This window comes from Streptomyces sp. NPDC008092 (genome assembly GCF_042957285.1).
Lineage (GTDB): Bacteria > Actinomycetota > Actinomycetes > Streptomycetales > Streptomycetaceae > Streptomyces.
On sequence record NZ_JBIBHY010000001.1, the window covers coordinates 482,721 to 507,289 of the forward strand.

Annotated in this window: 26 protein-coding genes (1 of these 26 only partly in view); 13 read left to right on the forward strand and 13 right to left on the reverse strand. The window is 72.6% G+C overall.

Going from position 1 to position 24,569, the window contains the following annotated elements; translation table 11 throughout:
- From ACFZB3_RS01920 to ACFZB3_RS01965, 10 genes are all read left to right on the forward strand, one after another.
- On the forward strand, positions 1-1,626 hold the end of the coding sequence (locus ACFZB3_RS01920; RefSeq protein ID WP_391368112.1) for a hypothetical protein. 26,616 nt of this gene lie to the left of the window's left edge; only the last 1,626 of its 28,242 coding nucleotides appear in the window; the start codon falls outside the window, past its left edge; it ends in the stop codon at positions 1,624-1,626.
- A 34-nt stretch (positions 1,627-1,660) separates the two neighbouring features.
- Positions 1,661-2,974: a ricin-type beta-trefoil lectin domain protein gene (locus tag ACFZB3_RS01925; protein ID WP_391368114.1), complete on the forward strand. Its 1,314-nt coding sequence runs from the start codon at positions 1,661-1,663 to the stop codon at positions 2,972-2,974.
- Between the two features lie 148 nt (positions 2,975-3,122).
- Positions 3,123-3,377 (forward strand): hypothetical protein, encoded by a 255-nt coding sequence (locus tag ACFZB3_RS01930; protein ID WP_391368117.1) that lies wholly within the window; start codon positions 3,123-3,125, stop codon positions 3,375-3,377.
- Positions 3,374-3,742 carry a helix-turn-helix domain-containing protein gene (locus tag ACFZB3_RS01935; RefSeq protein WP_391368120.1) on the forward strand — a complete coding sequence of 123 codons (369 nt, stop codon included), beginning with the start codon at positions 3,374-3,376 and terminating at the stop codon, positions 3,740-3,742. Before ACFZB3_RS01930 ends, ACFZB3_RS01935 begins: the two co-directional genes overlap by 4 nt.
- A gap of 127 nt (positions 3,743-3,869) precedes the next feature.
- Entirely contained in the window at positions 3,870-4,382 is a 513-nt protein-coding gene (uraD, locus tag ACFZB3_RS01940) for a 2-oxo-4-hydroxy-4-carboxy-5-ureidoimidazoline decarboxylase (RefSeq protein ID WP_391368123.1), read from the forward strand.
- A gap of 4 nt (positions 4,383-4,386) precedes the next feature.
- Positions 4,387-4,794, forward strand: coding sequence for a hydroxyisourate hydrolase (gene uraH, locus ACFZB3_RS01945; RefSeq protein ID WP_391368127.1), 408 nt, complete (start codon positions 4,387-4,389; stop codon positions 4,792-4,794).
- Between the two features lie 4 nt (positions 4,795-4,798).
- Positions 4,799-5,704, forward strand: a complete 906-nt coding sequence (gene pucL / locus ACFZB3_RS01950) for a factor-independent urate hydroxylase (RefSeq protein ID WP_391368130.1) — start codon at positions 4,799-4,801, stop codon at positions 5,702-5,704.
- A 124-nt stretch (positions 5,705-5,828) separates the two neighbouring features.
- Complete coding sequence (locus ACFZB3_RS01955; RefSeq protein ID WP_391368133.1) at positions 5,829-7,205, forward strand: 8-oxoguanine deaminase; 1,377 nt, start codon at positions 5,829-5,831, stop codon at positions 7,203-7,205.
- 231 nt (positions 7,206-7,436) lie between these two features.
- Positions 7,437-8,825, forward strand: a complete 1,389-nt coding sequence (locus tag ACFZB3_RS01960) for a solute carrier family 23 protein (RefSeq protein ID WP_391368136.1) — start codon at positions 7,437-7,439, stop codon at positions 8,823-8,825.
- 55 nt (positions 8,826-8,880) lie between these two features.
- Entirely contained in the window at positions 8,881-9,501 is a 621-nt protein-coding gene (locus ACFZB3_RS01965) for a TMEM175 family protein (RefSeq protein WP_391368139.1), read from the forward strand.
- A 5-nt stretch (positions 9,502-9,506) separates the two neighbouring features.
- Here the strand turns inward: ACFZB3_RS01965 and ACFZB3_RS01970 are convergent, their stop codons facing one another.
- Entirely contained in the window at positions 9,507-10,589 is a 1,083-nt protein-coding gene (locus tag ACFZB3_RS01970; protein WP_391368142.1) for an AsnC family transcriptional regulator, read from the reverse strand.
- A 134-nt stretch (positions 10,590-10,723) separates the two neighbouring features.
- Here ACFZB3_RS01970 and ACFZB3_RS01975 point away from each other — a divergent pair, with 134 nt between their 5' ends.
- A complete protein-coding gene (locus ACFZB3_RS01975; RefSeq protein WP_391368145.1) occupies positions 10,724-11,986 on the forward strand; it encodes an amidohydrolase family protein in 1,263 nt (420 codons plus the stop codon).
- Positions 11,986-13,557, forward strand: coding sequence for an AbgT family transporter (locus ACFZB3_RS01980; RefSeq protein ID WP_391368148.1), 1,572 nt, complete (start codon positions 11,986-11,988; stop codon positions 13,555-13,557). The genes ACFZB3_RS01975 and ACFZB3_RS01980 overlap by 1 nt, the downstream gene beginning before the upstream one ends.
- Before the next feature lie 5 nt (positions 13,558-13,562).
- Here the strand turns inward: ACFZB3_RS01980 and ACFZB3_RS01985 are convergent, their stop codons facing one another.
- The 4 genes from ACFZB3_RS01985 to ACFZB3_RS02000 are packed head-to-tail and all read right to left on the reverse strand — an operon-like array spanning position 13,563 to position 16,774.
- Positions 13,563-14,360, reverse strand: coding sequence for an alpha/beta fold hydrolase (locus tag ACFZB3_RS01985; protein ID WP_391368151.1), 798 nt, complete (start codon positions 14,358-14,360; stop codon positions 13,563-13,565).
- 44 nt (positions 14,361-14,404) lie between these two features.
- On the reverse strand, positions 14,405-15,409 hold the full coding sequence (locus ACFZB3_RS01990) for an LLM class flavin-dependent oxidoreductase (protein WP_391368154.1): 1,005 nt from the start codon (positions 15,407-15,409) through the stop codon (positions 14,405-14,407).
- Entirely contained in the window at positions 15,409-15,729 is a 321-nt protein-coding gene (gene fdxA / locus ACFZB3_RS01995) for a ferredoxin (RefSeq protein WP_391368157.1), read from the reverse strand. Before fdxA ends, ACFZB3_RS01990 begins: the two co-directional genes overlap by 1 nt.
- 1 nt (position 15,730) lies before the next feature.
- Positions 15,731-16,774, reverse strand: coding sequence for an FAD-dependent oxidoreductase (locus tag ACFZB3_RS02000; protein WP_391368160.1), 1,044 nt, complete (start codon positions 16,772-16,774; stop codon positions 15,731-15,733).
- Between the two features lie 220 nt (positions 16,775-16,994).
- On the opposite strand from ACFZB3_RS02000, the gene ACFZB3_RS02005 reads away from it, so the two are divergent.
- Complete coding sequence (locus ACFZB3_RS02005) at positions 16,995-17,984, forward strand: ABC transporter substrate-binding protein (protein ID WP_391368163.1); 990 nt, start codon at positions 16,995-16,997, stop codon at positions 17,982-17,984.
- Here the strand turns inward: ACFZB3_RS02005 and ACFZB3_RS02010 are convergent.
- The 8 genes from ACFZB3_RS02010 to ACFZB3_RS02045 form a co-directional block, all read right to left on the reverse strand.
- Entirely contained in the window at positions 17,953-18,378 is a 426-nt protein-coding gene (locus ACFZB3_RS02010; RefSeq protein WP_391368166.1) for an acyl dehydratase, read from the reverse strand. The two genes, ACFZB3_RS02005 and ACFZB3_RS02010, sit on opposite strands and share 32 nt — an antisense overlap.
- Positions 18,375-18,881 (reverse strand): MaoC family dehydratase N-terminal domain-containing protein, encoded by a 507-nt coding sequence (locus ACFZB3_RS02015; protein ID WP_391368169.1) that lies wholly within the window; start codon positions 18,879-18,881, stop codon positions 18,375-18,377. Before ACFZB3_RS02015 ends, ACFZB3_RS02010 begins: the two co-directional genes overlap by 4 nt.
- Positions 18,878-19,711, reverse strand: a complete 834-nt coding sequence (locus ACFZB3_RS02020) for an IclR family transcriptional regulator C-terminal domain-containing protein (RefSeq protein WP_391368172.1) — start codon at positions 19,709-19,711, stop codon at positions 18,878-18,880. Before ACFZB3_RS02020 ends, ACFZB3_RS02015 begins: the two co-directional genes overlap by 4 nt.
- Before the next feature lie 132 nt (positions 19,712-19,843).
- The gene (locus ACFZB3_RS02025; protein WP_391368175.1) at positions 19,844-20,704 is read right to left on the reverse strand and encodes an alpha/beta fold hydrolase; all 861 of its coding nucleotides are present in this window, start codon (positions 20,702-20,704) and stop codon (positions 19,844-19,846) included.
- Positions 20,701-21,681, reverse strand: a complete 981-nt coding sequence (locus ACFZB3_RS02030; RefSeq protein ID WP_391368178.1) for a catechol 1,2-dioxygenase — start codon at positions 21,679-21,681, stop codon at positions 20,701-20,703. Before ACFZB3_RS02030 ends, ACFZB3_RS02025 begins: the two co-directional genes overlap by 4 nt.
- Complete coding sequence (locus ACFZB3_RS02035; protein ID WP_391368181.1) at positions 21,678-23,036, reverse strand: M20 family metallopeptidase; 1,359 nt, start codon at positions 23,034-23,036, stop codon at positions 21,678-21,680. The genes ACFZB3_RS02030 and ACFZB3_RS02035 overlap by 4 nt, the downstream gene beginning before the upstream one ends.
- Positions 23,037-23,170: 134 nt before the next feature.
- Entirely contained in the window at positions 23,171-23,293 is a 123-nt protein-coding gene (locus tag ACFZB3_RS02040) for a hypothetical protein (protein WP_391368184.1), read from the reverse strand.
- Positions 23,290-24,489 (reverse strand): Rieske 2Fe-2S domain-containing protein, encoded by a 1,200-nt coding sequence (locus ACFZB3_RS02045; RefSeq protein WP_391368187.1) that lies wholly within the window; start codon positions 24,487-24,489, stop codon positions 23,290-23,292. The genes ACFZB3_RS02040 and ACFZB3_RS02045 overlap by 4 nt, the downstream gene beginning before the upstream one ends.
- Positions 24,490-24,569 lie beyond the last annotated feature (80 nt).

Here is a 24,569-nt window from a genome sequence, read left to right on the forward strand (position 1 = left end):
CGGGACGACGCCCTGCCGCCGGTGGCACAGACGGAACGGGAGCTGGCCGACGCCCGCGCCGCGGCCGGCACCGCGGCCGACGCCCGCACCGCCGCCGACACCGCCGTCACCGCGGCCGACCGCACCGACCGGGAACGGCGCGCCCGGGTTGCGGAGTTGACGGCCGATCTCGCCGAACGGACCGAGCGGGCCACGGCCGCGGCCGGCGCCGCCGACGAAGCCCACGAGGCGGTCAGGACCGCGGAGGCCGACCTGGAGGAGGCGGAGCAGGCCGTACGGCGGGCCGCCGCCCCGGCCACGCGGGACGGGAGCCGCCACAGCACGGACAGCGCCGCCTCGGGCGGGTCCCTCGCCCGGCGCGAGTCGCGCCGGAACCGGGCGCGCACAGCGCTGACCCGGGCCCGGACGGCGGCCGAGGCGGCCGACCGCGCCGCCGACACCGCCCGGCACGCCGCCGAGGACACCACGCGCCGGCTCGGCCTGGCCCGGGACGCGGCCCGTACCGCGGCCGAGGCACTGGCCCAGGCCCGGGACACGGCCGCGACGGCGGCCACGGCCGACCGCACGGCCCGGACGGCACTCACCGCGGCCGGCGCACGGCACGACCGGGCGGTCGCCGCGCGCGACGCCGCCCAGGAGGCGCTGGACGCCCTCGGACGCGAGGTCGACGCGGCCCTCGCCGAGCAGGGCACGCAGGCGGCCCGGCAGCGCAACGCCCAGCACGACCTCGCCGACGTGGTCGCCCTCCTGGAGGCGCGGCGGGCGGCGGCGGGCGACGGCACCGTGCCGCTGCCCACCGGCTCCCTGGCCGCCACCCCGGCCACCTGGCCCCGCCGCACCCCCCGCCCGACCCTGGCACGCAGCGGCGCAGGCCCGGCGGCGGCGCAGGAGGAGTCCGAGGAAGAGGGCGAGGAAGAGGGCGAGGATGCGCCCCCGGAGCCGGAGACCGCGGCGGCCGTCGCCGGGGGCGGGACCGACGGGGATTCCGAGGACGGCCACGACGGGGGCGAGGACAGCGAGGACGGCGAGGAAGAAGACGACGCCGACAGTGACGACGACGAGGACGGCGGCGGGAACGGCCGGGGCGGCGGGGGGCCCGCGGCCCGGCGGCCCGTCGTGTCGCGGGCGGCGCGCCCCGAGACGTTCGCCCGTTCCCTGGCCGAGCTGCTCGCCCCCTCCGGCACCGCCCCCGCCTGGACCCGTACCCGTGACCCGCACGGCGCGCTCCTCGCCTGGGCCCAGGCCGACGTGGCTGCGCACGGCGCCCCCGACGACGCGGCGCTCCCGGGCCCCGACGCCGCGCTGGCGACCGCTGCGCTGGCGCACATCGGCGCCCTCACCGAGGCGCTGCGCGCCCAGGCGATCCTCCAGAACGACACGCTGACCGTCGCCGAGGCCGGGCTGGACGACTCCGCGCGGCTCGCACTGGTGCTGGCCCGCCCCGACACCTCCTCCTACGTGTCCACTCTGGCGGCCCTCGTCGCACGCGACACCGGGCGACCGGTCCGGGTGCTCGGCCCCGGCGACCGCAGCCACCGGTTCGGTCCGGCCGACGGTGCCCCGCTGACCCTCTACTTCGACGGCAACCGGTTCTCGGTCGCTCCGCTCCCCGCGGACGACGACTGACCGGTGGCCACCCGATCACTTCGGAAGGAACACCATGTCCGGCAAGAACAGCCCGCGGCACCAGCCGACGACGGGCGAGACGGAGCCGGGCGCGGCCCCGGACCCCACCGCGGGCAGCGCGCCCGGGGCCGGAGCGGCACGGGAGGCCCAGGCCCAGGCCGCGGCAGCGGCCCCGCCCGCCGGAGGGGAGCCGGAGACCGGTCCCGGCGAGCCGGAATCCGGTCCCGGTGAGACGGAGACCGCCGCGAGGGCCGAGGCGGCTCTCACGGCCCGGTCGCGACCCGCGGCAGAGGCCCCGGCGGAGACCTCGGCAGAGGCCCAGACCTCGGCCGCGCGGGCGGCCACGACAGCAGGTGCCGACGCAGGTGCCGACGCGGGCGCCGGCCCGGAGGCAGCGGCCGGCGCGGGCCGGGGCCCGGAAGCGGCACCCGACGGCCGTGCCGGCACCGACCCCCACACCGACACCGACACCGAGGCCGACACGGCTGCCGACGCGGCGGCCGGGAGCGGAGCCGGTGCGGACGTCCTGGCGGCCCCCGCCTTCGGCCGTCCCTCGCGGGGGCTGCTGGCCGGCGCGGCGATCGCGGGGGCGCTGCTGATCGGGGTGCCGTTCCTGGTGTCGGGCATGCTCGGCAGGTCGGGCGCGGACGCGAAGACGTCGGACCGGGCGGCCGAGGCCGGCACGGTGCTGAACGGGGCGACGACGGACGGCGGTCCGGGCGCCTACGGTTCGGCCACCCCGGACCCGGCGTCCTCCTCGCCGACCGCGTCGCCCTCGCGGCCGGCGGGCGACGGCAAGAAGAACCCGGCGAAGAAGGGCGCGGGGGCCGCGGCCGCGGGCGCGGGCGCCGGGGTGGTCGCGGGCAGCTCCGCGGAGGCACCGAAGAAGGCGTCCTCCGGTGGGAGTTCCAAGAAGAAGTCCGCCGGCACCAAGGCCACGGTCACCGCCACGGTGACCAGCGCGCCGGGTACCACCATCTACAGTCACGCCTCCAACCGGTGCATCGAGATGGTGGGGCACAAGGGCGCGGACGGCTCGCCGCTGGAGATCTGGAACTGCAACGGCAAGAACTGGCAGAAGTGGGACTTCCGTTCGGACGGCACGATCCGCTCGATGGGCCTGTGCATGGACGTCGCCTGGGGCTCCTCGCAGAACGGCGCGGTGATCCAGCTCGCGGTGTGCAGCGGCAACCCGGCCCAGCAGTTCCGCCTGAACTCCAGCAACGACCTGGTCAATCCGCAGGCGGACAAGTGCGTGGACGTCAAGGACGAGCAGACCGGCAACGGCACCCGGCTCCAGCTCTGGGACTGCAACGGCCAGGACAACCAGAAGTGGAGCACCCGCTGACCGGGCGGAGGGGCGCCCTGGTCGGTTAGGGTCGGCTCGTGGCGGACGCAGCGGCTCCGTCGCGGTGGAACTGACTGGCCCGGGATGTGTCGCGGCTGTGCGGCGGTCGGCCGAAGCCCAGGTCAGAGGCGCGTTTTCTGGGGGCGCAATGCGACTGAGAGTGGAGTTCACGACCGAGCCCTTCGATCTCGACGAGGCACCCGCGCACGCGCTGGTCGCCCGCGAGGTCATCGAGGGGGCCGAGCTGGACGCGGTGGACGTCGGGCCGTTCGGGAACACGGCCGAGGGCGGCTCCGACGCCGTGCTCACCGCCGTGGACGCGCTGCTGCGCAGGGCCCTGGCGGCCGGGGCCACCCGGATCTCGCTCCAGGTCAACGTGGTGGGGGAGGGTGACGACAAGTGACCCGGAACGGGGACGAGCCCTTCATCACCGCAGTGAAGCCGCTGGTCGACGCCATGGGCGGGGAGATGCTCCCGCCCGACGAGGCCGGCCCCGACGACGTCGTGCTCGCCTGGGAGGGCGTCGACGTGGTCGCCGTACGGCTGCCGCAGCTCGCGGACTCCCTCGACCACATCCTCGCCGCCATGGAGCGTCGGCAGGGCAAGCCGCTGGCCGACCTGGACCGCAAGGCGAAGCAGGAGGTCGTGCGCATACTGGAGGCGCGGGGTGCCTTCTCCGTACGGCACGGCGTGGAGACGGTGGCGAGCGCGCTCGGGGTGAGCCGCTTCACCGTCTACAACTACCTCAACCGCGAGAAGGAGAGCTGAGCCGGCCGGCCAGGGGCGGGGCTTGTTACGCGGAATTTTCAACAAAGTGTTGACGCTGGGTTCCGGAGGGCGTTAGCTAACGGCAGCCCGTTCAGCACGAAGGCCGCATACGGCCACGGAGGCTCCCGTGACGTCGACTTCCACGCCCCCGGGCCTGGCCCGGTTCAACGAACTGGAGGAGCACGCGGCACTCGCCGCCCTCCACGAGGCGTGCGCCTCCACGGCCTGGGCCCGGCGCCTGCTCGCCGCCCGCCCCTACGCCAGCCCCGGGGCCCTCTACTCCGCCAGTGACGCCGCCATGGCCGGGCTGGGCGCGGCGGACCTGGCGGAGGCCATGGCCGGGCACCCGCCGATCGGCCGGCCCAGGCCGGGCGACCCCACCTCGGCCCGTGAGCAGTCCGGCATGGCCGGCGCCGCCGACGCACTGAAGGCGGAGATGCTCGAACTCAACCTCGCCTACCAGGAACGGTTCGGGCATGTCTTCCTGATCTGCGCCACCGGCCGCACCGGCGAGGAGATGCGGGACGCGGTCAAGGAGCGGATCGGCAACCGGCCGGAGCAGGAGCGGGAGATCGTCCGCACCGAACTGGGCAAGATCAACCGCATCCGGCTCGCCCGACTCGTCGAAGAGGACGCCTGACACCATGAGCACCAGCACCACCGCCTCCGTGTCCACCCACATCCTGGACACGAGCGTCGGCCGTCCCGCCGCAGGCGTCGCCGTCCGGCTCGCCGCCCGCCCCGGCCGGGAAGCGGACTGGCAGGCGCTCGGCGGTTCCGCCACCGACGCGGACGGCCGGTGCAGGGACCTGCCGGCGCTGCCGGAGGGCACCACACACGTACGGCTCGACTTCGCCGTCGAACCGTATTTCGAAGAGAACACCGCGAAGAAGCAAGCCGATGCGCAGCAGGACGCCCCCGCGAATCGGGACAGCGGACCGGCCGTGTTCTTCCCGGAGGTGGCGATCACGTTCGCCGTCGTGCCGGGCGAGCACTACCACGTACCGCTGCTGCTCAACCCGTTCGGCTACTCCGTTTACCGAGGGAGCTAGCTCTATGCCTACGATTCTTGGACAGAACCAGTACGGCAAGGCCGAGAACCGGGTCGTCAAGATCACGCGGGACGGTGCCACCCACCACATCAAGGACCTCAACGTCTCGGTGTCGCTCTCCGGCGACATGGACGAGGTCCACTACTCCGGCTCCAACGCCAGCGTCCTGCCGACCGACACCACCAAGAACACGGTGTTCGCGTTCGCCAAGGAGCACGGCATCGAGTCCGCCGAGCAGTTCGGCATCCTCCTCGCCCGGCACTTCGTGACCAGCCAGGAGCCGATCCACCGGGCCCGGATCCGGATCGAGGAGTACGCCTGGGAGCGGATCGAGCACGGCGGCAAGGGCGCGCACTCCTTCGTGCGCCAGGGCCAGGAGACCCGGCTCACCCAGGTCACCTACGACGGCGAGCGGTGGGAGGTCGTCTCCGGGCTCAAGGACCTCGTCGTGATGAACTCGACCGACTCCGAGTTCTGGGGCTACGTCAAGGACAGGTACACGACGCTCCCCGAGGCCTACGACCGCATCCTGGCCACCCAGGTCTCCGGCCGCTGGCGGTTCAACTGGACCGACGACGAGCAGGAGACGCCCGACTGGGAGCAGTCCTACGAGCAGACGAAGAAGCACATGCTCCGGGCCTTCGCCGAGACGTACTCCCTCTCGCTGCAGCAGACGCTGTACCAGATGGGCGCGCGCATCATCGACCACCGCGGCGAGATCGACGAGGTCCGCTTCTCGCTCCCGAACAAGCACCACTTCCTGGTCGATCTGGAGCCGTTCGGGCTCAAGAACGCCACCGAGGACGGTGCCGTGTACTACGCCGCCGACCGGCCCTACGGCCTGATCGAGGCGACCATCCTGCGGGACGGCTGCGAGGCGAGGATCCCGGTGGACCTCACCAACCTCTGACCTCCCGACTTTTCGGCACCCTCGGCCGGGAGCGCGAGCTCTTCGGGCTCCCGGCCGCGGCACTCAAATCCCCGGGGTCCTGCCGTGCCCTCACCACGAGTCCGCTGAGCGAAAAGGACGAACCATGGCAGCAGACCAGCGCATCGTCATCGAGAACTGTTCGATCGCGACCGTCGACGCCCACGACACCGAGTACGCGGACGGGTACGTCGTCATCGCCGGCAACCGGATCGAGTCGCTCGGCGCGGGCAGGGCCCCCGGGGACCTGGAGAACGTCGTACGCCGGATCGACGCCACCGGCCACCTGGTGACCCCCGGCCTGGTCAACACCCACCACCACTACTACCAGTGGATCACCCGGGGCCTGGCCACCGACCACAACCTCTTCGACTGGCTGGTCGCGCTGTACCCGACCTGGGCGCGCATCGACGAGCCCATGGTGTACGCGGCCGCGCAGGGCTCGCTCGCCATGATGGCCCGCGGCGGTGTCACCACCGCCATGGACCACCACTACGTCTACCCGAAGGGCTCCGGCGACCTGTCCGGCGCGATCATCCGTGCCGCCCGCGAGACGGGCGTCCGCTTCACCCTCGCCCGCGGCTCCATGGACCGCAGCGAGAAGGACGGCGGGCTGCCCCCGGACTTCGCCGTCGAGACCCTCGAAGGCGCCCTCACCGCCACCGAGGCGACCGTCGAGGAGCACCACGACCCGTCCTTCGACGCCATGACGCAGGTGGCCGTCGCGCCCTGCTCGCCGTTCTCCGTCTCCACCGAACTCCTGCGGCAGGGGGCGGAGCTGGCCCGCCGGCTCGGAGTGCGCCTGCACACCCACGGCTCGGAGACCGTCGAGGAGGAGCAGTTCTGCAAGGAGCTGTTCGGAATGGGCCCGACCGACTACTTCGAGTCCACCGGCTGGCTCGGCGAGGACGTGTGGATGGCGCACTGCGTCCACATGAACGACTCCGACATCGCCGCGTTCGCCCGCACGAGGACCGGTGTCGCCCACTGCCCGTCCTCCAACGCCCGCCTCGCGGCCGGGATCGCGCGCGTCCCCGACCTGCTCGCCGCCGGCGTCCCGGTCGGCCTCGGCGTCGACGGCACCGCGTCCAACGAGTCCGGCGAACTCCACACCGAACTGCGCAACGCACTGCTGATCAACCGCCTCGGCGCCCACCGGGAAGCAGCCCTGAACGCCCGCCAGGCGCTGCGCCTCGGCACCTACGGCGGCGCCCAGGTGCTGGGCCGCGCGAGCCAGATCGGCTCCCTCGAACCCGGCAAGCTCGCCGACCTGGTCCTCTGGCGGCTGGACACCCTCGCGCACGCCTCCATCGCCGACCCGGTGACCGCCCTGGTCCTCGGCGCGGCCGCCCCGGTCACCGCCTCCTTCGTCAACGGCCGTCAGATCGTCGCGGACAACCGGCTGCTGCACGTCGACGAGGACGCGATCGCCCGCGCCACCCGGGCCGAGGCCCAGCGGCTGGCGCAGCTCGCCGGGCGGTAACCCCACTTCTCTGCAACGCACCTGAGCTCCGGTCGGGAGGGACGGCTCCCGGCCGGTGGCCGTGGACCCCGGAAGGGCCCACGGCGGCCGTCTCCCGGGCGCGCGCTGCCCTGCGCGCGCCCGGGACCGGTCACCGTCCTCCTCTCGGGTCCCGCACGACCTGGATCACATGCACCACCTCCCTGAAACCCGTGTCAGAGCCGATGCGTAACCGACCGGAGGAGAGCCGCAGTGTCAGCAGCGTCCGCGCCACCAGTGCACCCCGTCGACGAGAAACTCCCCGCCCTGAAAATGGCCACCACGGGCCTCCAGCACGTGGCCGCCATGTACGCGGGAGTGGTCGCCCCGCCCCTGATCGTCGGCGCGGCCATCGGCCTCACCGGCACCGAACTGACCTTCCTGACCGCCGCCTGCCTCTTCACCGCGGGCCTCGCCACCTTCCTCCAGACCCTCGGGGTCTGGAAGATCGGCGCCCGGCTGCCCTTCGTCAACGGCGTCACCTTCGCCGGGGTCGCCCCGATGACCGCGATAGCCGCGTCCACCCGCGACAAGTCGGACGCCCTGCCGGTCATCTTCGGCGCGGTGATCGTCGCCGGCCTCCTCGGCTTCCTCGCCGCCCCCTTCTTCAGCAAGGCGATCCGCTTCTTCCCGCCCGTCGTCACCGGCACGGTCATCACGCTCATCGGCGTCTCGCTGCTCCCGGTCGCCTTCGGCTGGGCGCAGGGCCCCGACCCGGCGGCGAAGGACTACGGGTCGGCCGGGTACCTGGGGCTGGCCGCCGCAACTCTCGTCCTCGTGCTGCTCCTTCGCCGCTTCACCCGCGGCTTCGTCAAGCAGGTCGCCGTGCTGATCGGCCTGGTCGCCGGCACGGTCGTCGCGATCCCGTTCGGTGTCACCGACTTCGGGCCGGTCGCGGACGCGGACGTGATCGGCTTCCCGACGCCCTTCCACTTCGGTGCCCCGCAGTTCCAGCTCGCCGCGATCCTGTCCATGTGCGTGGTGATGGTGGTCTCGATGACCGAGTCGACCGCGGACATGCTGGCGCTCGGCGAGATCGTCGAACGGCCCGCTGACGAGCGGACCATCGCGGCCGGGCTGCGCGCCGACACCCTCGGCTCGGCGCTCAGCCCGCTGTTCAACGGGTTCATGTGCAGCGCGTTCGCGCAGAACATCGGCCTGGTCGCGATGACCCGGATCCGCAGCCGGTTCGTGGTCGCGGCCGGCGGCGGCTTCCTGGTGCTGATGGGGCTGTGCCCGATGGCCGCCTCGCTGATCGCCGTCGTACCCCGCCCGGTGCTGGGCGGCGCGGGCGTGGTCCTGTTCGGCTCGGTGGCGGCCAGCGGTATCCAGACCCTGGTCGGGGCCGGCCTGGAGAAGGGCGAGAACGTCCTCGTCGTCGCCGTCTCGCTCGCCGTCGGCGTCATCCCGGTCACCGAGCCGGACTTCTACCACGCCTTCCCGGAGACAGCCCGGATCGTCCTCGACTCGGGGATCTCGACGGGATGCCTGACGGCGGTGGTGCTGAACCTCGTCTTCAACCACCTGGGCCGGCGGCGCGCGGAGGCGAGGGACGCGGCGGAGGCCGCCGTACCGCTTGCTGCACCTCAGTCGATCACGTGACCCGGCGCCGGGGGTGGCGGTAGAAAGTCACCGTGAGCCGACGGGGGAGTACGTCATGAACGAGTCGGGCCGTGTGGAGGCCTTCAGCGACGGGGTCTTCGCCATCGCCGTCACCCTGCTCGTCCTGGACATCAAGGTGCCGAAGACCGCGGAGGGCGGCAGCCTCTGGCAGGCACTGGGCGCCCAGTGGCCGTCCTACGCCGCCTATGTGGTGAGCTTCCTGGTCATCGGGATCATGTGGGTCAACCACCATCAGCTGTTCAGCTACGTCGCCAGGGTCGACCGGAGGCTGATGTTCCTCAACCTGCTGGTGCTGATGGTGGTGTCCGCCGTGCCCTGGCCGACGGCGATGCTCGCCGAGTACCTGCGGGAGGGCACGTCCTCGCACGCGGCGGCGGCCGTCTACAGCCTGGTGATGGTCCTGATGGCGGCCGCCTTCCAGGCCCTGTGGTGGCATCTCACCCGGACCGGCCACCTCTTCGACGCCCGCGTCGACGTCGAGGCCGCGCGAGCCACCCGCGCCCGCTTCGCGCTCGGCTCGCTCGGCTACCCGATCACCGTCGGCCTCGCCTTCGTCTCCGCGCCGCTCACCCTGGCCGCACACGGCCTGCTCGCCCTCTACTACGGCTTCAACCAGGTACCGGTCCCGACCCGCCCGGACCGGTCCACGCCGTAGCGTCCTCACGCCCGGGCAGCCGAACCGGGCGCGCCGCGCTCGCCGGGCACCTGGGGATTGCGCAGCGGGACCACCCCCACGCAGCGGCCGTCGTGGTCGAGCAGCCGGCCCATGTGCTTGACGGTGCGCAGCACCACCGAGCGGTCGGCGACGGTCAGCCGGGGCAGCTTCCGGGACAGGTGCGCCTCGAACGCGTGCACGTCGCGCAGGTCGCGCAGCCAGACGTCGATCATCAGGTTGTACGGCCCGGCCGAGATCGAGCACGAGCGGACCTCGCGCACCCCGGCCAGCACCCTGCTGGTCTCCTCCACGTACTGGCCCGGCACCGAGGCGAAGTAGACCGCGGACAGCGGCCAGCCCGACAGCGGCCGGGCCAGGTCGCAGCGCAGGCAGAGCCGGGACGCGAGCAGCGACTGCACCCGGCGGCGCAGCGTGGTGAGGCTGGTCCCGGTGGCCGCCGCCAGGTCGCGCAGCGACATCCGGCCGTCCACGCTGAGGAGTTCGAGCAGGCGGGTGTCCAGCTCGTCCCAGCGCGACTCGGCCGGGGTCGCCGGCAGGGCGGACGGGGGGAGCGCCGCTTCGAGGCGGGCCGCCTGGGTCTCGTCCAGGCTGCGCAGCCGCCACCGGCTGCCCTCCGTCGAGACGCCGGTCGAGACGTGCGTACGGGTCGCCCGCACCCCCGGCGTCCGCTGGAAGAGCGAGGTGGTGAGCCGGGCCAGCTCGTCCAGGCTGCGGGTCTGCACCGCGGCCACCAGGTCCCGGCCGCCCGCCGTGAGCTTGATGTTGGGCACCGCCGGGTCCTTCGCGATGGCCTGCGCCACGTCCTCGGCGGCGCCCGGCTCGGCGTCCACCTCGACGGTCGCGGTGACCACGATCCGCGGGTCGTACAGCCGGGGGTAGGCGGTCACCCAGGCCAGGCCCGCCTCCTGGAGCCGCTGCCAGCGCCGGGCCGCGGTGACCGGGTTGACCCCCAGCACCTCGCCGACGAGCGTCCAGGGCGCCCGGGGATGGATCTGCAGGGCGTGCACGACGCACCGGTCCAGCTCGTCGAGTTCCGCGTCCGGGGCGGCACGATCCTGCACGCCCATGAGCGGCGCATCCCTGCGCGCGGTGCGGGAATCCGGCGCGAAGTCTGCATCGTCACACCATGTCTTCTTCAGCATTCCACACTCCCTTCTCCTGTCCCCGACCGTTCTCCACTGAGGAGGAGTGACCGCACCCCATGACGGAAACCGACGCACCCCAGACCGCTCTGCGGATCCATGGCGCCCGCCTCGTCGACGGCACCGGCGCCGCACCGGTGGCCGACGCCGTAGTCACCATCGATGCCCAGGGCTCCATCGCCTACGCCGGTCCCGCCGCGACCGCCCCGCCCGCCGCCGGCGAGCGCAGCGTCGACGCCGGTGGCCGCACCGTACTGCCCGGCTTCTTCGACTGCCACGTCCACCTCGCCTACGCCCACGGCGCGGCACCCGGCCGCCGCGCCGAACTCGACCCCGTCCTGGTCACCCTGGACACCGTCACCCGGCTGCGCCTGACCCTCGACGCCGGCATCACCACCGCCCGCGACCTCGGCGGCCTGTCGGCGGGCTTCCGCACGGCCGTCGAGACCGGCCGGATCGTCGGCCCGCGGCTGCACACCGCGGTACGCATCATCAGCCACACCGGCGGGCACGCCGACGTCCGGCTGCCCGACGGGACCGACCTGAGCGCCGGGATGTCCGAGATCGCCGACGACACGGCGGCGGCCCGGCTCGCGGTGCGCCGGGTGCTGCGCGACGGCGCCGACCTGGTGAAGGTCTGCGCCACCGGCGGCATGGGCAGCCCCTACGACGACCCCGACGACGAGGGCCTCCTGGAGGAGGAGATCCGGGCCGTCGTGGACGAGGCCCGCCGGCACGGCGGCAAGCCCGTCGCCGCGCACGCCCAGGGCAACGCCGGCATCCTCAACGCGATCCGCGGCGGCGTCACCAGCATCGAGCACGGCTACGGCCTCGACGAGCGCGCCCTCGACCTGGCCGGAGAGCGCGGGGTGTTCGTCGTACCGACGCTGTCCACCGTCTACGCCGGCATCAACAAGGACACGATGCCGGACTACCACTACCAGAAGAAGACCCGCTGGTCCGGCGTCACCAAGGAGAACATCGCGCGGGCCATCGAGTACGGTGCCCGGATCGCCCTCGGCACCGATGCGGCCGTCGGCCCGCACGGGGTCAACCTGATGGAGCTCTCCTACCTGGTGGACCTCGGCATGGACCCGATGGCCGCCATCGTCGCCGGCACCCGCACCGCCGCCGAACTCCTCGGCGTCGCCGACCGGCTGGGCACCCTCACCGAGGGCCGCACCGCCGACCTGGTCGTCTGCGACGGGGACCCGCTCCGGGACATCGGCGTCCTCGGCGACCCCGCGAACATCGTCTGCGTCGTCCAGGGCGGCGTCGTACGCAAGGATCTCCTGCCAGCAACGCCGGAAGGGCGGCTCTGATGTCCTCACTCACCGACCTCCCCGCCCCGAGCGAGTCCCCGGACAGACGGCGCCCCAGCGGCGTCGACCGGGTGCTCGCGCTGATCGAACGCGTCGGCAACGCGCTGCCCAACCCGATCCTGCTGTTCACCGCCCTCTTCCTGCTCCTTGCCGTGGTCTCCACCGCGCTCGCGCTCGGCGACGTGCACGTCACCGTGCCCGGCACCACCGACACCAAGCCGATCACCGGGCTGTTCACCGGCGAGGGCGTGCGCTGGCTGACGGAGAACCTCGTCACCAACTTCTCGACCTTCCCGCCTGTCGCCGCCGTGCTGCTCATGATCATGGCGGTGGGCGTCGCGGAGAAGGCCGGGCTCCTGGAGACCGTCATGCGGGCCACCCTGGCCCGCGCGCCCCGGGCGCTGCTGCCCTATCTGGTCGCGCTGGTCGCCTGCCAGGCGCACATGATCAGCGACGTGGCCGCGATCGTGCTGCCGCCGCTGGCCGCCGTGGTCTTCAAGAGCGCGGGCCGCCACCCGGTGGCCGGTCTGATCGGCGGCTTCGCGTGCGTCGGCGCGGGCTATGCGGCCGGGTTCACCATCGGCTCGCTGGACGCCCTCTACATCGGCATCACCCAGCAGGCCGCCTCGGTCCTGCCCGCCGCCAAGGGCCTCGACCTCAACCTCCTCGTCAACTACTTCTTCACCGCCTCCAGCAGCCTGGTGCTCGGTCTGCTGGGCGGCTTCCTCATTAGCCGTGTCCTGGAGCCCCGCCTGGGCGTCTACGAGCCGTCCGCCGACGAACCGGAGGAGGAGCAGGACCTCGCCCTCACCCCCGTCCAGCGCCGGGGCCTGCTGTACACCGCGCTCGTCGTCCTCGCGTACACGGCCGCGGTGCTGTCGCTGTGGCTGCCCGAGGGCGCCCCGCTGCGCGGCGACGGCGGGGCGCTGGTGCCCTCCCCGCTGCTCACCGGCATCGTGCCGGTGCTGTTCGGGGCGTTCCTGCTGGCCGGCCTGACCTACGGTTTCACGGTCAAGGCGCTCAGCGGCTCGGAGGGCGTGGTCACCGCGATGACCGGCTCCGTGCAGAACATGGCCGGCTACATCGTCCTGATGTTCGTGGCCTCCCAGGTCATCGCCCTCTTCAACTGGTCCAACGTGGGCATCCTGCTGGCGGTGAAGGCGGCGGCCGGACTCGACGCGATCGGCCTGACGGGCTTCTGGGCGCTGGTCGCGTTCGTGCTCCTCGCCGCCTGCCTGAACCTGTTCATCGTCTCCGGGTCGGCGCTGTGGTCGCTGGTGGGGCCGGTGTTCGTACCGGCGTTCATGCTGCTCGGCATGAGCCCGGCCCTCAGCCAGGCGGCGTTCCGCATCGGCGACTCGGCCACCGGCATCATCACGCCGATGAACCCGTACGTCTTCCTGCTCCTCGCGATGCTCCGCCGCTACGAACCCGACGCCCGGCTCGGCACCCTCATCTCCCGGCTGGCGATCTTCACCGTGCCGTTCCTGGTGGTGTGGCTGGCGATCCTGGGCGTCTTCTACGGCTTCGACCTGCCGCTGGGTCCCGGCGCGCACATCGGCCTCAAGTGACCGGATTACCCGGCCGCGACCCAGTCCCGCACGACCCGCGCGAGCTCCCCGGGCAACTGCTCGGGGAGTGGCACATGTCCGCCGGACAGTACCCGGGTCTCGCAGCCGAGAGCCGCCGCGAACCTCTCCAGGGACGGCAGCGAGTAGTGGTCGCCGGGGGCGCACACGGCGAGCGTGCGGGCGGTGATGTCCGGCAGCCGGCGGTCCATCTCGTAGGTACGGACGGCGACATGACCGTCCTCGACGCGGTCCAGGACGGTCAGCGCGTCGACCATGAACCGGGTGAGCGCGGCCTCCTGGCCCACCTCGTAGAAGCCGCGCCGGTGGTTCCACAGGTCGAGGAGGTGGGAGCCGTCGGGCACCGGGTCCACATGGTCGACGGGCTTGCGCTCGGCGGCCGTTCGCCGCTTCTCGTCGTCGATGAACGGGGTGGCGGACAGCACGAGACTGGCCACCCGGTCCTGGAGGCGGGCGGCCAGCTCCACCGCGATCACCCCGCCGGTGTGGTGGCCGACGAGGTGGAAGCGGTCCAGGCCGAGTTCGTCGGCCAGGTCCTCGGCCGCGTCGGCGAACCGCTCGATGGAGTGCGGCCCCGCGGGCTTGGCGGAGGCCCCGAAGCCGAGGGTGTCCATCGCTATCGCCCGGTGTCCGGCGCCGACGAGCGGCAGGACCTCCAGGTACTCGGTCCAGGAGCGCGGGGTCTGATGCAGCATCAGGACGGGTTCGCCGGCGCCGCACTCGGCATAGTGCAACTGGCCGAACCTGCTGGGCACATAGCCTTTTCGCACGGTCTTCTCCCTCATTGAAGCTCTCACTTGAGCTTTCACTCGAACTCTCACTTGAGTTCTCACTTGATCCGGGGCAGTACAGCGCTGCCCACCGCTTCGATCAGCTCGGTGGGCGGGTCGTAGGAGCCGACGTGCTGGAGGAACACGCCGTCGACCCCGCCCGCAGCCAGGGCGCGGAGCCGGGCGGCGATCTCGTCGGCGGTGCCGAACAGGCAGAACTCCTGGGCGAACCGCAGCGCGTTGTCGTCGCTGATCCAGGCCGAGCAGAGGTCGACGGCCGCCTTCCAGTCCTCCGCGTGGACCAGGTCCGGGTAGACACCCTCGACCTTCTCCGGCATGTGGACGTCGATGCCCGCGAGAGCCAGGAAGGGCGCCCCGCCGTTCTGGGCGATCGAGGCGCAGATCGGCTTGAGCTGCCGGGCCGCGGCCTCGACGTCGTCGGTGACGGCACAGAACGCGGAGACGGTGAGCGGCGGCCGGGCCGCGCGGGCGGCGGCTCCCTCTCCCACCCGGGCGGTCGCCTGGGCGAGGGTCCGCGGGGAGACCCCGCTGAGCAGGATCACGCCGTCGGCGATCTCCCCGGCCAGCCGCAGGTTCTTCGGCCCGCTGGCGGCCAGGTACAGGGGGATCCCGGGGCCCGGGTCGCGCAGGCGCGAGCGGACCCCGCCCGGGAACTCCCACTCCACCCCGGCGAGGAGGGCGCGCAGCAGGCGGATGCCCTCGCGCATCGCGGCCGAGGTGCTCTGCGGCAGCCCGACGGGGCCGACCGAGCTGTTGCCGACGCCGAGGCCGAGCGTGAAGCGGCCGGGCGCGAGTTCGGCGACGCTGCGGGCGGCGGAGGCCACCACCGCCGGGTGGCGGGTCGCCAGGTTGGTGACCGCGGTGCCGAGGCCGATGCGGTCGGTGCCCAGGGCGGCGGCGGTGAGCGTGGTGAACACGTCCCGCCACAGCAGCTGGGAGTCCGGGAACCAGACGTCGTCGAAGCCGAGTTGCTCCGCCCGCCGTACGGTCTCCAGCACGCGGTCGGCGCGGTCGCAGGGTGGGACGCGGATGCCGACCCTCATCAACGGGCCTGTACCAGCGGGGTGTCGACGCCCACCGGGCCGAGCCCGTTCGCGCCGCCCGGCGTCCCCAGCGGCGCCGCCCGCCCCGGCAGGGTCTCCTCGAAGAACCGTCTGTTGTCGGTGCGGAACTCGGGGTCGGCGAGCCGGTCCACGGTGATCGCCTGCTCGGGGCAGGCCGTCTCGCAGGCACCGCAGTCGATGCACTCGACGGGGTTGATGTAGAGCTTGCGTTCGCCCTCGTAGATGCAGTCGACCGGGCACTCCTCCATGCAGGAGCGGTCCATGATGTCGACGCAGGCCGGGCCGATGACGTAGGCCATGTCAGTTCTCCTTCTGGGCGGGATGCCCGGGGTTCTCGGTCGAGTGCCCGGGGAACAGCGCGGCCTCGGGGTCGATGACGGTGGCCGCGTTGTTCACGGCGGTGGCGACCTCGCCGAAGCCCACCGCGATCAGGCGCACCTTGCCCGGGTAGTCGGTGATGTCGCCGGCGGCGAAGACCCGGGGCAGGTTGGTGGCCATCCGGGTGTCCACGCTGATCCGGCGCGCGTTCAGGCCGAGGCCCCAGTGCTGCAGCGGGCCCAGGTCGGCGAGGAAGCCGAGGGCCGCGACCACGGTGTCGGCCGGAACCTCCAGGGTCGCCCTGGTGACGCGGTGCCGCAGCTCCACCCGCTCGACGCGCGCGGTGCCGTGCAGGGCGCCGACCTCGGTGTCGGTGATGATCTCGATGCCGAGGTCGCGCACCTTCTGCACGCTCGCGTGGTGGGCGCGGAAGCGGGCGGTGCGGTGCACGAGCCGCACGGACCGGGCGACCGGGGCGAGCACGGCGGCCCAGTCGAAGGCGCTGTCACCGCCGCCGACGACCACCACGTCCTTCCCCGTGTGCTCGACGGGGTCCGGTACGAAGTACACCTGGCCGCGGCCCAGGAAGTCCTCGCCGGCCGGCAGCGGCCGGGGCGTGAAGGTGCCCACCCCACCGGTCACGACGACCGCCCCGGCCCGGACCACGGCCCCCCGGTCGCTGCGCACCACCGGGAACAGGTCGGGCCCGTGCGTCAGTTCCACGGCCCGGTGGCCGAGCAGGTAGCGCGGGCCGTACGGCTCCGCCTGCGCGACCAGGTTCGCCACCAGGTCCCGGCCGCGCACCGCGGGGAACCCGGCGATGTCGTGGATGGGCTTCTCCGGGTACATCGCGCTGATCTGGCCGCCCGGCTGCGGCAGGACGTCCATGACAGCGACCCGCAGTCCGCGGAAGCCGGCGTAGTAGGCGCCGTACAGGCCGGCCGGACCGGCGCCGACGATCAGGATGTCCGTCTCGATCGCGCCGTGCGCGTCCGTGCTCGTCGGCACGTCGGTGAGAACGCTCATGGCCCGGGAGCGTAGGAGCGGGGTCCGGTACCGCCCTACGGGTTCGTTCCGGTGAGCAGGACGCCGGGCCCGTGCCCGCGCGGTCGCGCCGCATCGGTCCGGTGAGCGGGACGCCGCGCCCGCCCCGGCCGTTCCGGTCAGCAGGACGCTTCGCTCACACCTCCCCGCCCGGCGCTGGGACCGTCCTCCCACCCATGCAGCACGACCCCGGGAGGGCGAGATGCACACGGACGCGATCGGTAGGACATCGGGCAGGAAGGGTGTCCTCGGCGCGGCACTGGTCCTGCTCCTGGCCACGGCCTGCTCGGCAGGCACGACGGACTCGACGGGGGTGTCGGCGGCGGGGCTGCCGACGGTACGGGTCGCCCTCGGCGTGGACGCCTCGTACGCCCCCTTCTATCTCGCGGAGGAACGCGGGCTGTTCAGGAAGGCGGGCGTCGACGTCGAGCTGGTGAAGACGGAGGGCGGACCCGCCGCGTCCCAGGCCGTGACCGCGGGCACCGCGCAGATCGCGGCCAACGCCGACTCCACCGCCCTGCCCCTCATGGTCAACGACCCCGGCCTGCGCGCCCTCGGCGTCTTCCAGTCCTCCGACCGCTACCTCAAGGTCGTGCTCCGCGACGGGATCACCAAGCCCGGGCAGATCAGGACCATGGCGTCGATCGGCGGGCTCGGCCTGTACGCCACCCACCAGTACCTGCTGCACAACGGCATCGACCCGAACTCCGTGAAGATCCTGCAGAGTTCGGCCCCGGAGATGCCCGGCATGCTGGAGCGCGGCTCGATCGACGGGTACGTGCTGTACGAGCCCTGGGCGGCCAAGGGCGCCGCGTCCGGCGGCCACGTCACCGCCCGCATCGGCGACTTCGGGGTGCGCTACGTGCAGTGGCTGCTGGCCGACCAGAGCTGGCTCAAGGACAACGAGGACACCGCCGGCAAGGTCTTCAAGGCCGTCGCCCAGGCGGACGAACTCGTCACCTCCGACCCCGCGGCGGCCGCCGAGGCCACGAACAAGCAGGTGAAACTGCCCGTCGCGGACACGGAGAAGGTACTCCCCGAGATCACCTTCTCCGCCCGCGGCCTCGACGGCGCCGACGTCACCTCGTCCCAGAAGATCGTCGACTTCCTCCTCGACCAGAAGCTGGTCAAGAAGTCCCCCGACCTCGGCACCACCCTCCTCAAGGGCTGGTACGACCAGTACGCCAGGTGAGTTCCACGAGCCCTGTGACACAGGGGACGCCGTCGCCCTTCACCACGGCGACGTCCAGCGTCACGCGCGTACCCCCGTCACAGGGCTCGGCCGCCCGGACCGTCCCCGTCCAGGTCAGCGGCTCCCCGGCCACGGCGGTGGCCCGGTTGCGCCAGCTCACCGACGCCAGCTCCGCCCCCGGCCCGGCCCAGTCCAGGGCGTGTCGGCTGAGGGTCTCGCCGTGCAGGGTGGACTGGACGACGACCCCGGGAAACCCCTCGGAGGCGGCGTACCCGGCGTCGTAGTGGATGCGGTGGGAGTTCCACGACACGGCGCTGAACCGGAACAGCTGCACGGGGGTGTGGGTGTAGGAGCGCGGCGGACAGACCTGCCCGGCCGCGGGCGCGCCGCTCACGGTCCCTCCAGTACGACGATCGTCTCGTCCATCGCCATCAGTTCGGCACCGTCCTGCGCGGTGAAGCGGGTGGTGACGCCGAGCAGCACGAAGTCGCCGGTCCGCCCCTGCCGCCGGTCCGCCGAGGTGACCGCCCGCGCGGCGGTCACCCGGGTACCGGCCACCGGGGTCCGCCGCAGCCGCACCGTCTGGCCCCCGTGCACCTGGCGGACCGGCAGGCCCGCGGTGCACGGCGACTCCCGGACGGCCAGCCCGTCGGGACGCAGCTCGTGCTCGGCGGGGCCGTCCTGCCAGCTCATCGTCCCGGCCAGGAACAGCGCGGGGGCCAGAACCTCGTCCCCGGCGGCCTCCTGGGCCCGGGCCCGGCGGAGATAGCCGACGTCGTTCAGGGCCGCCGCGTACCGGCAGAAGTCCTTCACGGCGAGCACCCCGCAGTCCTCGCTCTCCCACTCCCCGACCAGCCCGCGGGCCCGCGCCAGGACCTCGTCCAGTACGGCGCTCACCGCAGCGACCTGGCGATGCCCAGGGCGGCCGTGCGCAGCGCCACGGCGTGTCCGGGGCCGTCCATCCGGTAGGTGGGCGCGGTGATGGACAGCGCCCCCACCAGTGTGGACTGGGGGCTGAAGACGGGCACCGCCATGCTCGCGTACCCCAGTCTGATCTCCTCCGCCTCGGTCGCCACACCGTCCGCCCGGACCCGCTCCAGCTGGGCGCGCAGCCGCCCCGGCGAGGTCACCGTGTGCCGGGTCAGCGGCTTCATCCCGCTCCGGACCACCTCCGCGAACAGGGAGGCCGGGGAGAACGCCAGGATCGCCTTGCCGGTCGCGGTGCAGTACAGCGGCAGCCGGCCCGCGACCCGGGACTCCTCGCTCAGACCGCGGTGCGGGAAGATCTTCTCCAGGTACACGACGTCCAGGCTGTCGTGGATGGCGAAGTGGATGGTCTCCTGGGTGGCCAGCAGGAGATCCTCCATGTACGGCTGGGCCACCTCGCGCAGGATCCGCTGCCGGTGCACCCGCTGCCCGATCTCGAACAGCCTGAGCCCCAGCCGGTAGTCGCAGCCCGAGCGCTCCAGCAGCCCCCAGACGACCAGCTCCTGCGCGAGCCGGTGCACGGTCGCCTTGGCCACCCCGGTCCGGCGCACCAGCTCGGCCAGGGAGAGCGCGTCGTCCTCGGCGGTGAACGCCTCCAGGATCGGCCTGACCTTGCCCAGGACCGAGTTCATGGTGTCCTGGCCGGGAGCCTCGGCCCGGGGGATGACGGAACCGCGCGGGACCGCGGGTGCGGGTGCGGCTGGAGTGGTGTCGGCGCGGCCGACCGCGGTGACGGTCATGGGCGGAACCTCCTGGTCGATCCGTTGCCATGCGGAAGTCAGTCCTGCGTCATGCGGGAAACGGAACCATGTGTCCCGCGATCAGGCCAGAGGCCAGGTGTAAATTCGCCGTGCCGTTGACCTGCCGTGCCGTCAGCCGGCCTCGCCGAGGAACCCCAGGCTGAGCGGGTTGTACAGCTCCGCCTTCTCGTGCTGCGGCCAGTGCCCGCACTCCGTGAAGACCTCCAGCCGGGCCCCGGGGATCGCGGCGGCGATGGCCTCGCCCTCCGGGACGTCCCCGAACGGGTTCCTGTTCGCCCACACCACCAGCGTGGGGGCCTTGATCCGGGCCATCCGGTCCGGCCGGAGCAGGTTGCGCTCGCGCCGGTCGACCTCCTGGAGGGCCAGCAGGTTGCCGAGGTTCCGCTGGAAGTCGGGCTGGTGGTAGATCTCGTACCGGACCCGGGTCAGCTCCTCGCCCAGGTCCTCGTCCCACTCGGCCCACAGCAGGCGCAGGCGGTCCCGGGTCAGCGCGATGTCGTCCTCCAGGGCCGCCGCCCTGGTCGCGGTCTTCAGCCGCTCCATCACCTGCGGGTTGATCTTCGTGCCGCCCATGCACAGCAGCTGCAGGGAGGCGACCCGGTCCGGGTGCTCGCTCGCCGCCCAGGACGCCACCCAGCCGCCCAGCGACTCGCCGACCAGGTGCGCCCGCTCGGCGCCCACCGCGTCCAGGTAGGCGATCAGGTGCTCGACGTACGCGGGGATCTCACCGGGCCGGTCCGGCTTGTCGGTGTACCCGTGGCCGAGCATGTCGACGGCGTGGACCCGGTACCCGGCCGCGGCGTGCGCCGGGATGTTCCTGACGAACGCCTCCAGGTGACCGGTGGTGCCGTGCAGGAAGACGACGTGCTCGCCGTCCTCGGGCCCGGCCTGGAGGGCGCGGGTACGGATGCCGCCGGCGTCGACGTAGGCGAGACGGTGGTCGGTGCCGGTCAGTTCGGTCCAGATGCTCATGACTGCCTTTCGGGGGACGCGGGGGACGCGGGAGATGCGGGTGACGCGGGGTCGAGGACGGCGACGGCCATGGCGGTGAGCCACTCGGGCAGCTGCTCGTAGGCCAGCCGCTGCCCCGGGACATGGCCGAGGGCGGCCGCCATCAGCAGCCAGGTGCGGATCTCCTGGGCGCCGTTCCCGGCCCGCTTCTCCAGCTCCTCGGTGGTGAGGCCGGTGAGACGGCGGGTCTCACCGCGCTCCACGAGGGTGAGGAACTCCTCGTCGAACTCCGGGGTGAGCGCGGCCTCGGCGGCCCGGATGATCTCGCGGCGCCGGACGTCGTAGTCCTGCCAGTTCTCCCGGCCGTTGAGCCAGGCGTCGACCATGAACTCCTCGTCGTCGCCGTCCGGTGCCCGCCAGTCCGGCCAGGGCAGCCGGTGCGAGAGGCCGCCGGAGCCGATGACGGCGACCCGCCGGTCCGCCGGGAAGGAGAGGAGCGTCTCCCTGATGGCCCGGCCGAGCCGCTCGCAGCGCTCCAGGGTCGGCAGCGGCGGCGCGAAGACGTTGACGACGAGCGGCACGATCTCCACGTCGAGTCCGTCGAGGAGGTACTGGATCGCGTGCGACTGGCCGTGGTCGATCTGCAGCCGGGCGGAGAAGGCGATGTCGAAACCGTGGTCCTCGACGAGGGCGCCGGCCAGGTGCCGTGCCAGCGGGACGTCGACCCGCTGCGGGCCCTTCGGGGTGCCGGACTCGCCGCTCGCCAGGCACTCGCCGACGCCGAGGGTGAAACTCGGGATGAGGTCCAGCCAGAAGCCGCGGAAGTGGTTGGAGCCGACCAGCACCACCGTGTCCGGGCGGGCGGCGGCGAGCCGGTCGCGGGCGGCGGCCAGGGCGTCGCGGAAGCGTTCGGCGCGGTCCTTGTGGAAGGTCTGGTCCCAGTGGGTGTTCATCAGCGTGCTGTGCGACGCGCCGACACCCAGGACGATCTCGGTCATGCCGGGTCTCCGGGGATCTCTGTGCGGGGGCGGGTGACGGTGTCGACCGCCGTACGGACCAGGTGGCGGGTCAGCTTCTCCATCGCCCGCACGGAGACGGTGTTCATCCCGCGCGCGAAGTCGATCTCGAAGGGCGCCTCGGCCTGGGGAACCTTCGGCATGCCGACGCGCACCGTCGGGATGCCGCGGGCGCGCAGGATGTTGGCGTCGGTGGCGCCGCTGTTGCCGCGGATCACCTCGTGCCCGCGGCCCTCGAAGGCCTCCCAGGCGGCGGTCGCGGAGCGGCGGATCCAGCTGTCCGGGTCGGTCCGGGTGCCCGGTATGGCGAGGACCATCTCCGCGGTGACGTCTCCGGGCAGTTCGCCGAGGGCCGTCAGGAACTCCCGCTTCGCCTGCATCGGGGAGGTCTCCGGGGCGATCCGCAGGTCCACCATGAGCGTGCAGGAGGCCGGGGTGACCGCGGCCGTCCGGGGCCAGCCGCCGCGCACGGAGGCGACGACGCCCTGCGGGGCGACCGTGCCGCCGGTGTGCCGTTCGGCGTACTCGGCGAACCACTCCTCCAGGTGCCGGGCGACCTCCCCGGCGCGGGCGACGGCGTTGTCGTACGGCAGCCGGTGGCGCGAGCCCACGTAGGTGTGGGTGCCGCGGACGGTGACCTCGAACCAGACCAGGCCGACCTCGTCCCAGGAGACCGTCCAGCCGGGCTTGGCGATGACCGCGTAGTCCGTCCACACGCCCTGCTCCAGCAGGAACGAACAGCCGACGCCCTGCCCGGTGTTGAGCCTCGGGCTGCCGGGCCGGGCGTTGGTGGGCATGCCGCCCGCGCCGAACGCCGCGACCAGGTCGCCGGTGAGCGGGACGCCGGCGCGGGCGATCGCCTCGGCGGCCATCATCACGCAGGCCGCGTGGCCCTTGGGGTTGGAGGCGCCGAGGCCGGTGACCAGGTCGTCGTACACCGTCGCCCGCGGCCGCATGTCCTCCCGCAGCTCGGGGCCGATCCACGGGAGGTCCTCGCGCTCGTCGCCCACGGTGAGGGTGTCGATGGGGGCGTAGAGCATGAGGTCGGGGCCGGTGCCGTCGCCTTTGAGACGGGACCAGGCGTTGGCCTGGCGGTCGTCGAGGGGCTGGACGGTTGAATCTTTAATGGTATGTGACATGGTGCCGGCGATGTGCCGCGCCAGCGGCCCCTCGTCCCCCGTGGGGCTCGCGATGTCCACCAGCCCCACGACCAGCTCACGCAGCCGGTCGGCGGTGACGTGCCGCCAGGCCTCGGCGACCCAGGCGCGGCGCGGAGCGTCGAGGCCCGCGAGTCCCGTCGGGTGAAGCGTGTCTTGTGCGTCGCGAGAACCAAGCACGCACATTCTCCTTGACTTCATGTCAACCGGGCTGGTTTCAACCCGGCTGGTGTTGATCGCGGAAGACCCGTCCAGGTGCTGCCTGGTTGGGCGGCGTGAGCCAGGAATCCCCCTCCCACCAGGAGGGGGAGGACTCATTGGTTGATCCTGTGGACCTGGGTCATTGTGGTGCGTGCGTAGCGCTTCCTGGCGACAGGGAGCGCTACGGCGATCGCGGCACCGGCGAGCATGGCGAGCAGCGTACGGCGCATTCTCACGCCTCCTTCTCTGCAGGTGAGTCGGCGTCGGCCCCGGCCCCGGCCAGCTTCTTGCCGTACTCCTCCTCGCTGAGGTTCCGCCAGGAGGTCAGCGAGACGTCGGGGCGGTAGAGCTTCTCCGGCGGCGCGTCGGTGACGTCGACCATCCAGGCGTCCTGGCCGGAGAACTGGCCGTGGAACAGCCAGCGGATGGCGCCCAGGTACTTGGCGTAGAAGCGCAGGGTCGACCAGCCCTCGGTGAAGTTGACCATCACGCCGACATAGTTGTGGTGGTCGGCGTCCACCGGGACGTAGAACTCGTAGTGGATGAAGTTCGGGTAGACGATCCGCAGCACACCCGGCATGGACAGGGACGCGAAGCCGGGGAAGTCCTGGGCCTCGATCGTCGGGTTGATGCTGTCCGCCTTGCCGGTGTTGCCGATGTTGAAGGTCTCCTTCGGCGGCTGCATCTTCCACCAGCGCTTGTTGGACCAGCGGCCCACGCCGGGGAAGTCGGCCTCCCAGTGCACCTCGTCCTGGACCCGGTAGATCCAGCGGCCGCGGGGCACGATCCGGGTGATGTTCCAGGTCGGCATCGGCTTGAACAGCCGCCACAGGGCCGTGCGGTGCAGGTACTTGGCGTGGCCCTCGTCGAAGCCGTTCTCGCAGGCGAACCGCCAGTTGCCGCCGCGCGGCTCGATCCGGCCGCCCATCACGAAGGGGTTGGAGACGAGTTCCTCGGGGAGCTGCTCGTCGATGGGGTGGGGCTCCTCGTCGGCGAGCGGGATGTACACCCACACCATGCCGAGGCGCTCCTCGACCGCGTACGTCCGTACGCCCACCTTGCCGGTCAGCCGGCAGCCGGGCCCGTCGGTGATGACCGCGCTGAGCTTTCCGGTGGGCAGGTCGAACGTCCAGCCGTGGTACGGGCAGCTGACCGTGCCGGGGAACTGCTGGTCGCCCTCGGAGAGCGGCACCCCGCGGTGCGGGCAGCGGTTGTGCAGGGCGTACGCCGTGCCGCCGTCCCGGATGAGCGTGATCTTCTCGCCGCAGACCGTGTACGGCTGCGGCTTCCCGGTCAGGTGGCTGGACCAGGTGACCGGGTACCAGTAGCCGCGGAACCCCTGGGCGGCGCCGTCGTAGTGCGGCCAGGACGACCAGTCCTGCCGGCCGGGCGCGGAACGGCTTCTGTTCTTCGGGCCCTCACCCGTCGTCATCGTGCGTGACCTCCTGGTGGCGTCGGTGCGTGGTGACGAGCTTCGGGTCACGGCAGGTGGCGGCCTACGAAACCGTTCCG

What these genes read in the sequence shown, in the direction of transcription:
- fdxA (WP_391368157.1), bottom strand. Translation starts at nt 15,729, where the DNA reads ATGGCCTACGTCATCGGCCCGGCCTGCGTCGACATCATGGACCGCTCC.
- ACFZB3_RS02045 (WP_391368187.1), bottom strand. Translation starts at nt 24,489, where the DNA reads ATGACGACGGGTGAGGGCCCGAAGAACAGAAGCCGTTCCGCGCCCGGC.
- ACFZB3_RS01965 (WP_391368139.1), top strand. Translation starts at nt 8,881, where the DNA reads ATGAACGAGTCGGGCCGTGTGGAGGCCTTCAGCGACGGGGTCTTCGCC.
- ACFZB3_RS01990 (WP_391368154.1), bottom strand. Translation starts at nt 15,409, where the DNA reads ATGAGGGTCGGCATCCGCGTCCCACCCTGCGACCGCGCCGACCGCGTG.
- ACFZB3_RS01955 (WP_391368133.1), top strand. Translation starts at nt 5,829, where the DNA reads ATGGCAGCAGACCAGCGCATCGTCATCGAGAACTGTTCGATCGCGACC.
- ACFZB3_RS01975 (WP_391368145.1), top strand. Translation starts at nt 10,724, where the DNA reads ATGACGGAAACCGACGCACCCCAGACCGCTCTGCGGATCCATGGCGCC.
- ACFZB3_RS01970 (WP_391368142.1), bottom strand. Translation starts at nt 10,589, where the DNA reads ATGGGCGTGCAGGATCGTGCCGCCCCGGACGCGGAACTCGACGAGCTG.
- pucL (WP_391368130.1), top strand. Translation starts at nt 4,799, where the DNA reads ATGCCTACGATTCTTGGACAGAACCAGTACGGCAAGGCCGAGAACCGG.
- ACFZB3_RS01925 (WP_391368114.1), top strand. Translation starts at nt 1,661, where the DNA reads ATGTCCGGCAAGAACAGCCCGCGGCACCAGCCGACGACGGGCGAGACG.
- ACFZB3_RS02000 (WP_391368160.1), bottom strand. Translation starts at nt 16,774, where the DNA reads ATGAGCGTTCTCACCGACGTGCCGACGAGCACGGACGCGCACGGCGCG.
- ACFZB3_RS02030 (WP_391368178.1), bottom strand. Translation starts at nt 21,681, where the DNA reads ATGACCGAGATCGTCCTGGGTGTCGGCGCGTCGCACAGCACGCTGATG.
- ACFZB3_RS01930 (WP_391368117.1), top strand. Translation starts at nt 3,123, where the DNA reads ATGCGACTGAGAGTGGAGTTCACGACCGAGCCCTTCGATCTCGACGAG.
- ACFZB3_RS02025 (WP_391368175.1), bottom strand. Translation starts at nt 20,704, where the DNA reads ATGAGCATCTGGACCGAACTGACCGGCACCGACCACCGTCTCGCCTAC.
- ACFZB3_RS02020 (WP_391368172.1), bottom strand. Translation starts at nt 19,711, where the DNA reads ATGACCGTCACCGCGGTCGGCCGCGCCGACACCACTCCAGCCGCACCC.
- ACFZB3_RS01985 (WP_391368151.1), bottom strand. Translation starts at nt 14,360, where the DNA reads ATGAGGGAGAAGACCGTGCGAAAAGGCTATGTGCCCAGCAGGTTCGGC.
- ACFZB3_RS01980 (WP_391368148.1), top strand. Translation starts at nt 11,986, where the DNA reads ATGTCCTCACTCACCGACCTCCCCGCCCCGAGCGAGTCCCCGGACAGA.
- uraH (WP_391368127.1), top strand. Translation starts at nt 4,387, where the DNA reads ATGAGCACCAGCACCACCGCCTCCGTGTCCACCCACATCCTGGACACG.
- ACFZB3_RS02005 (WP_391368163.1), top strand. Translation starts at nt 16,995, where the DNA reads ATGCACACGGACGCGATCGGTAGGACATCGGGCAGGAAGGGTGTCCTC.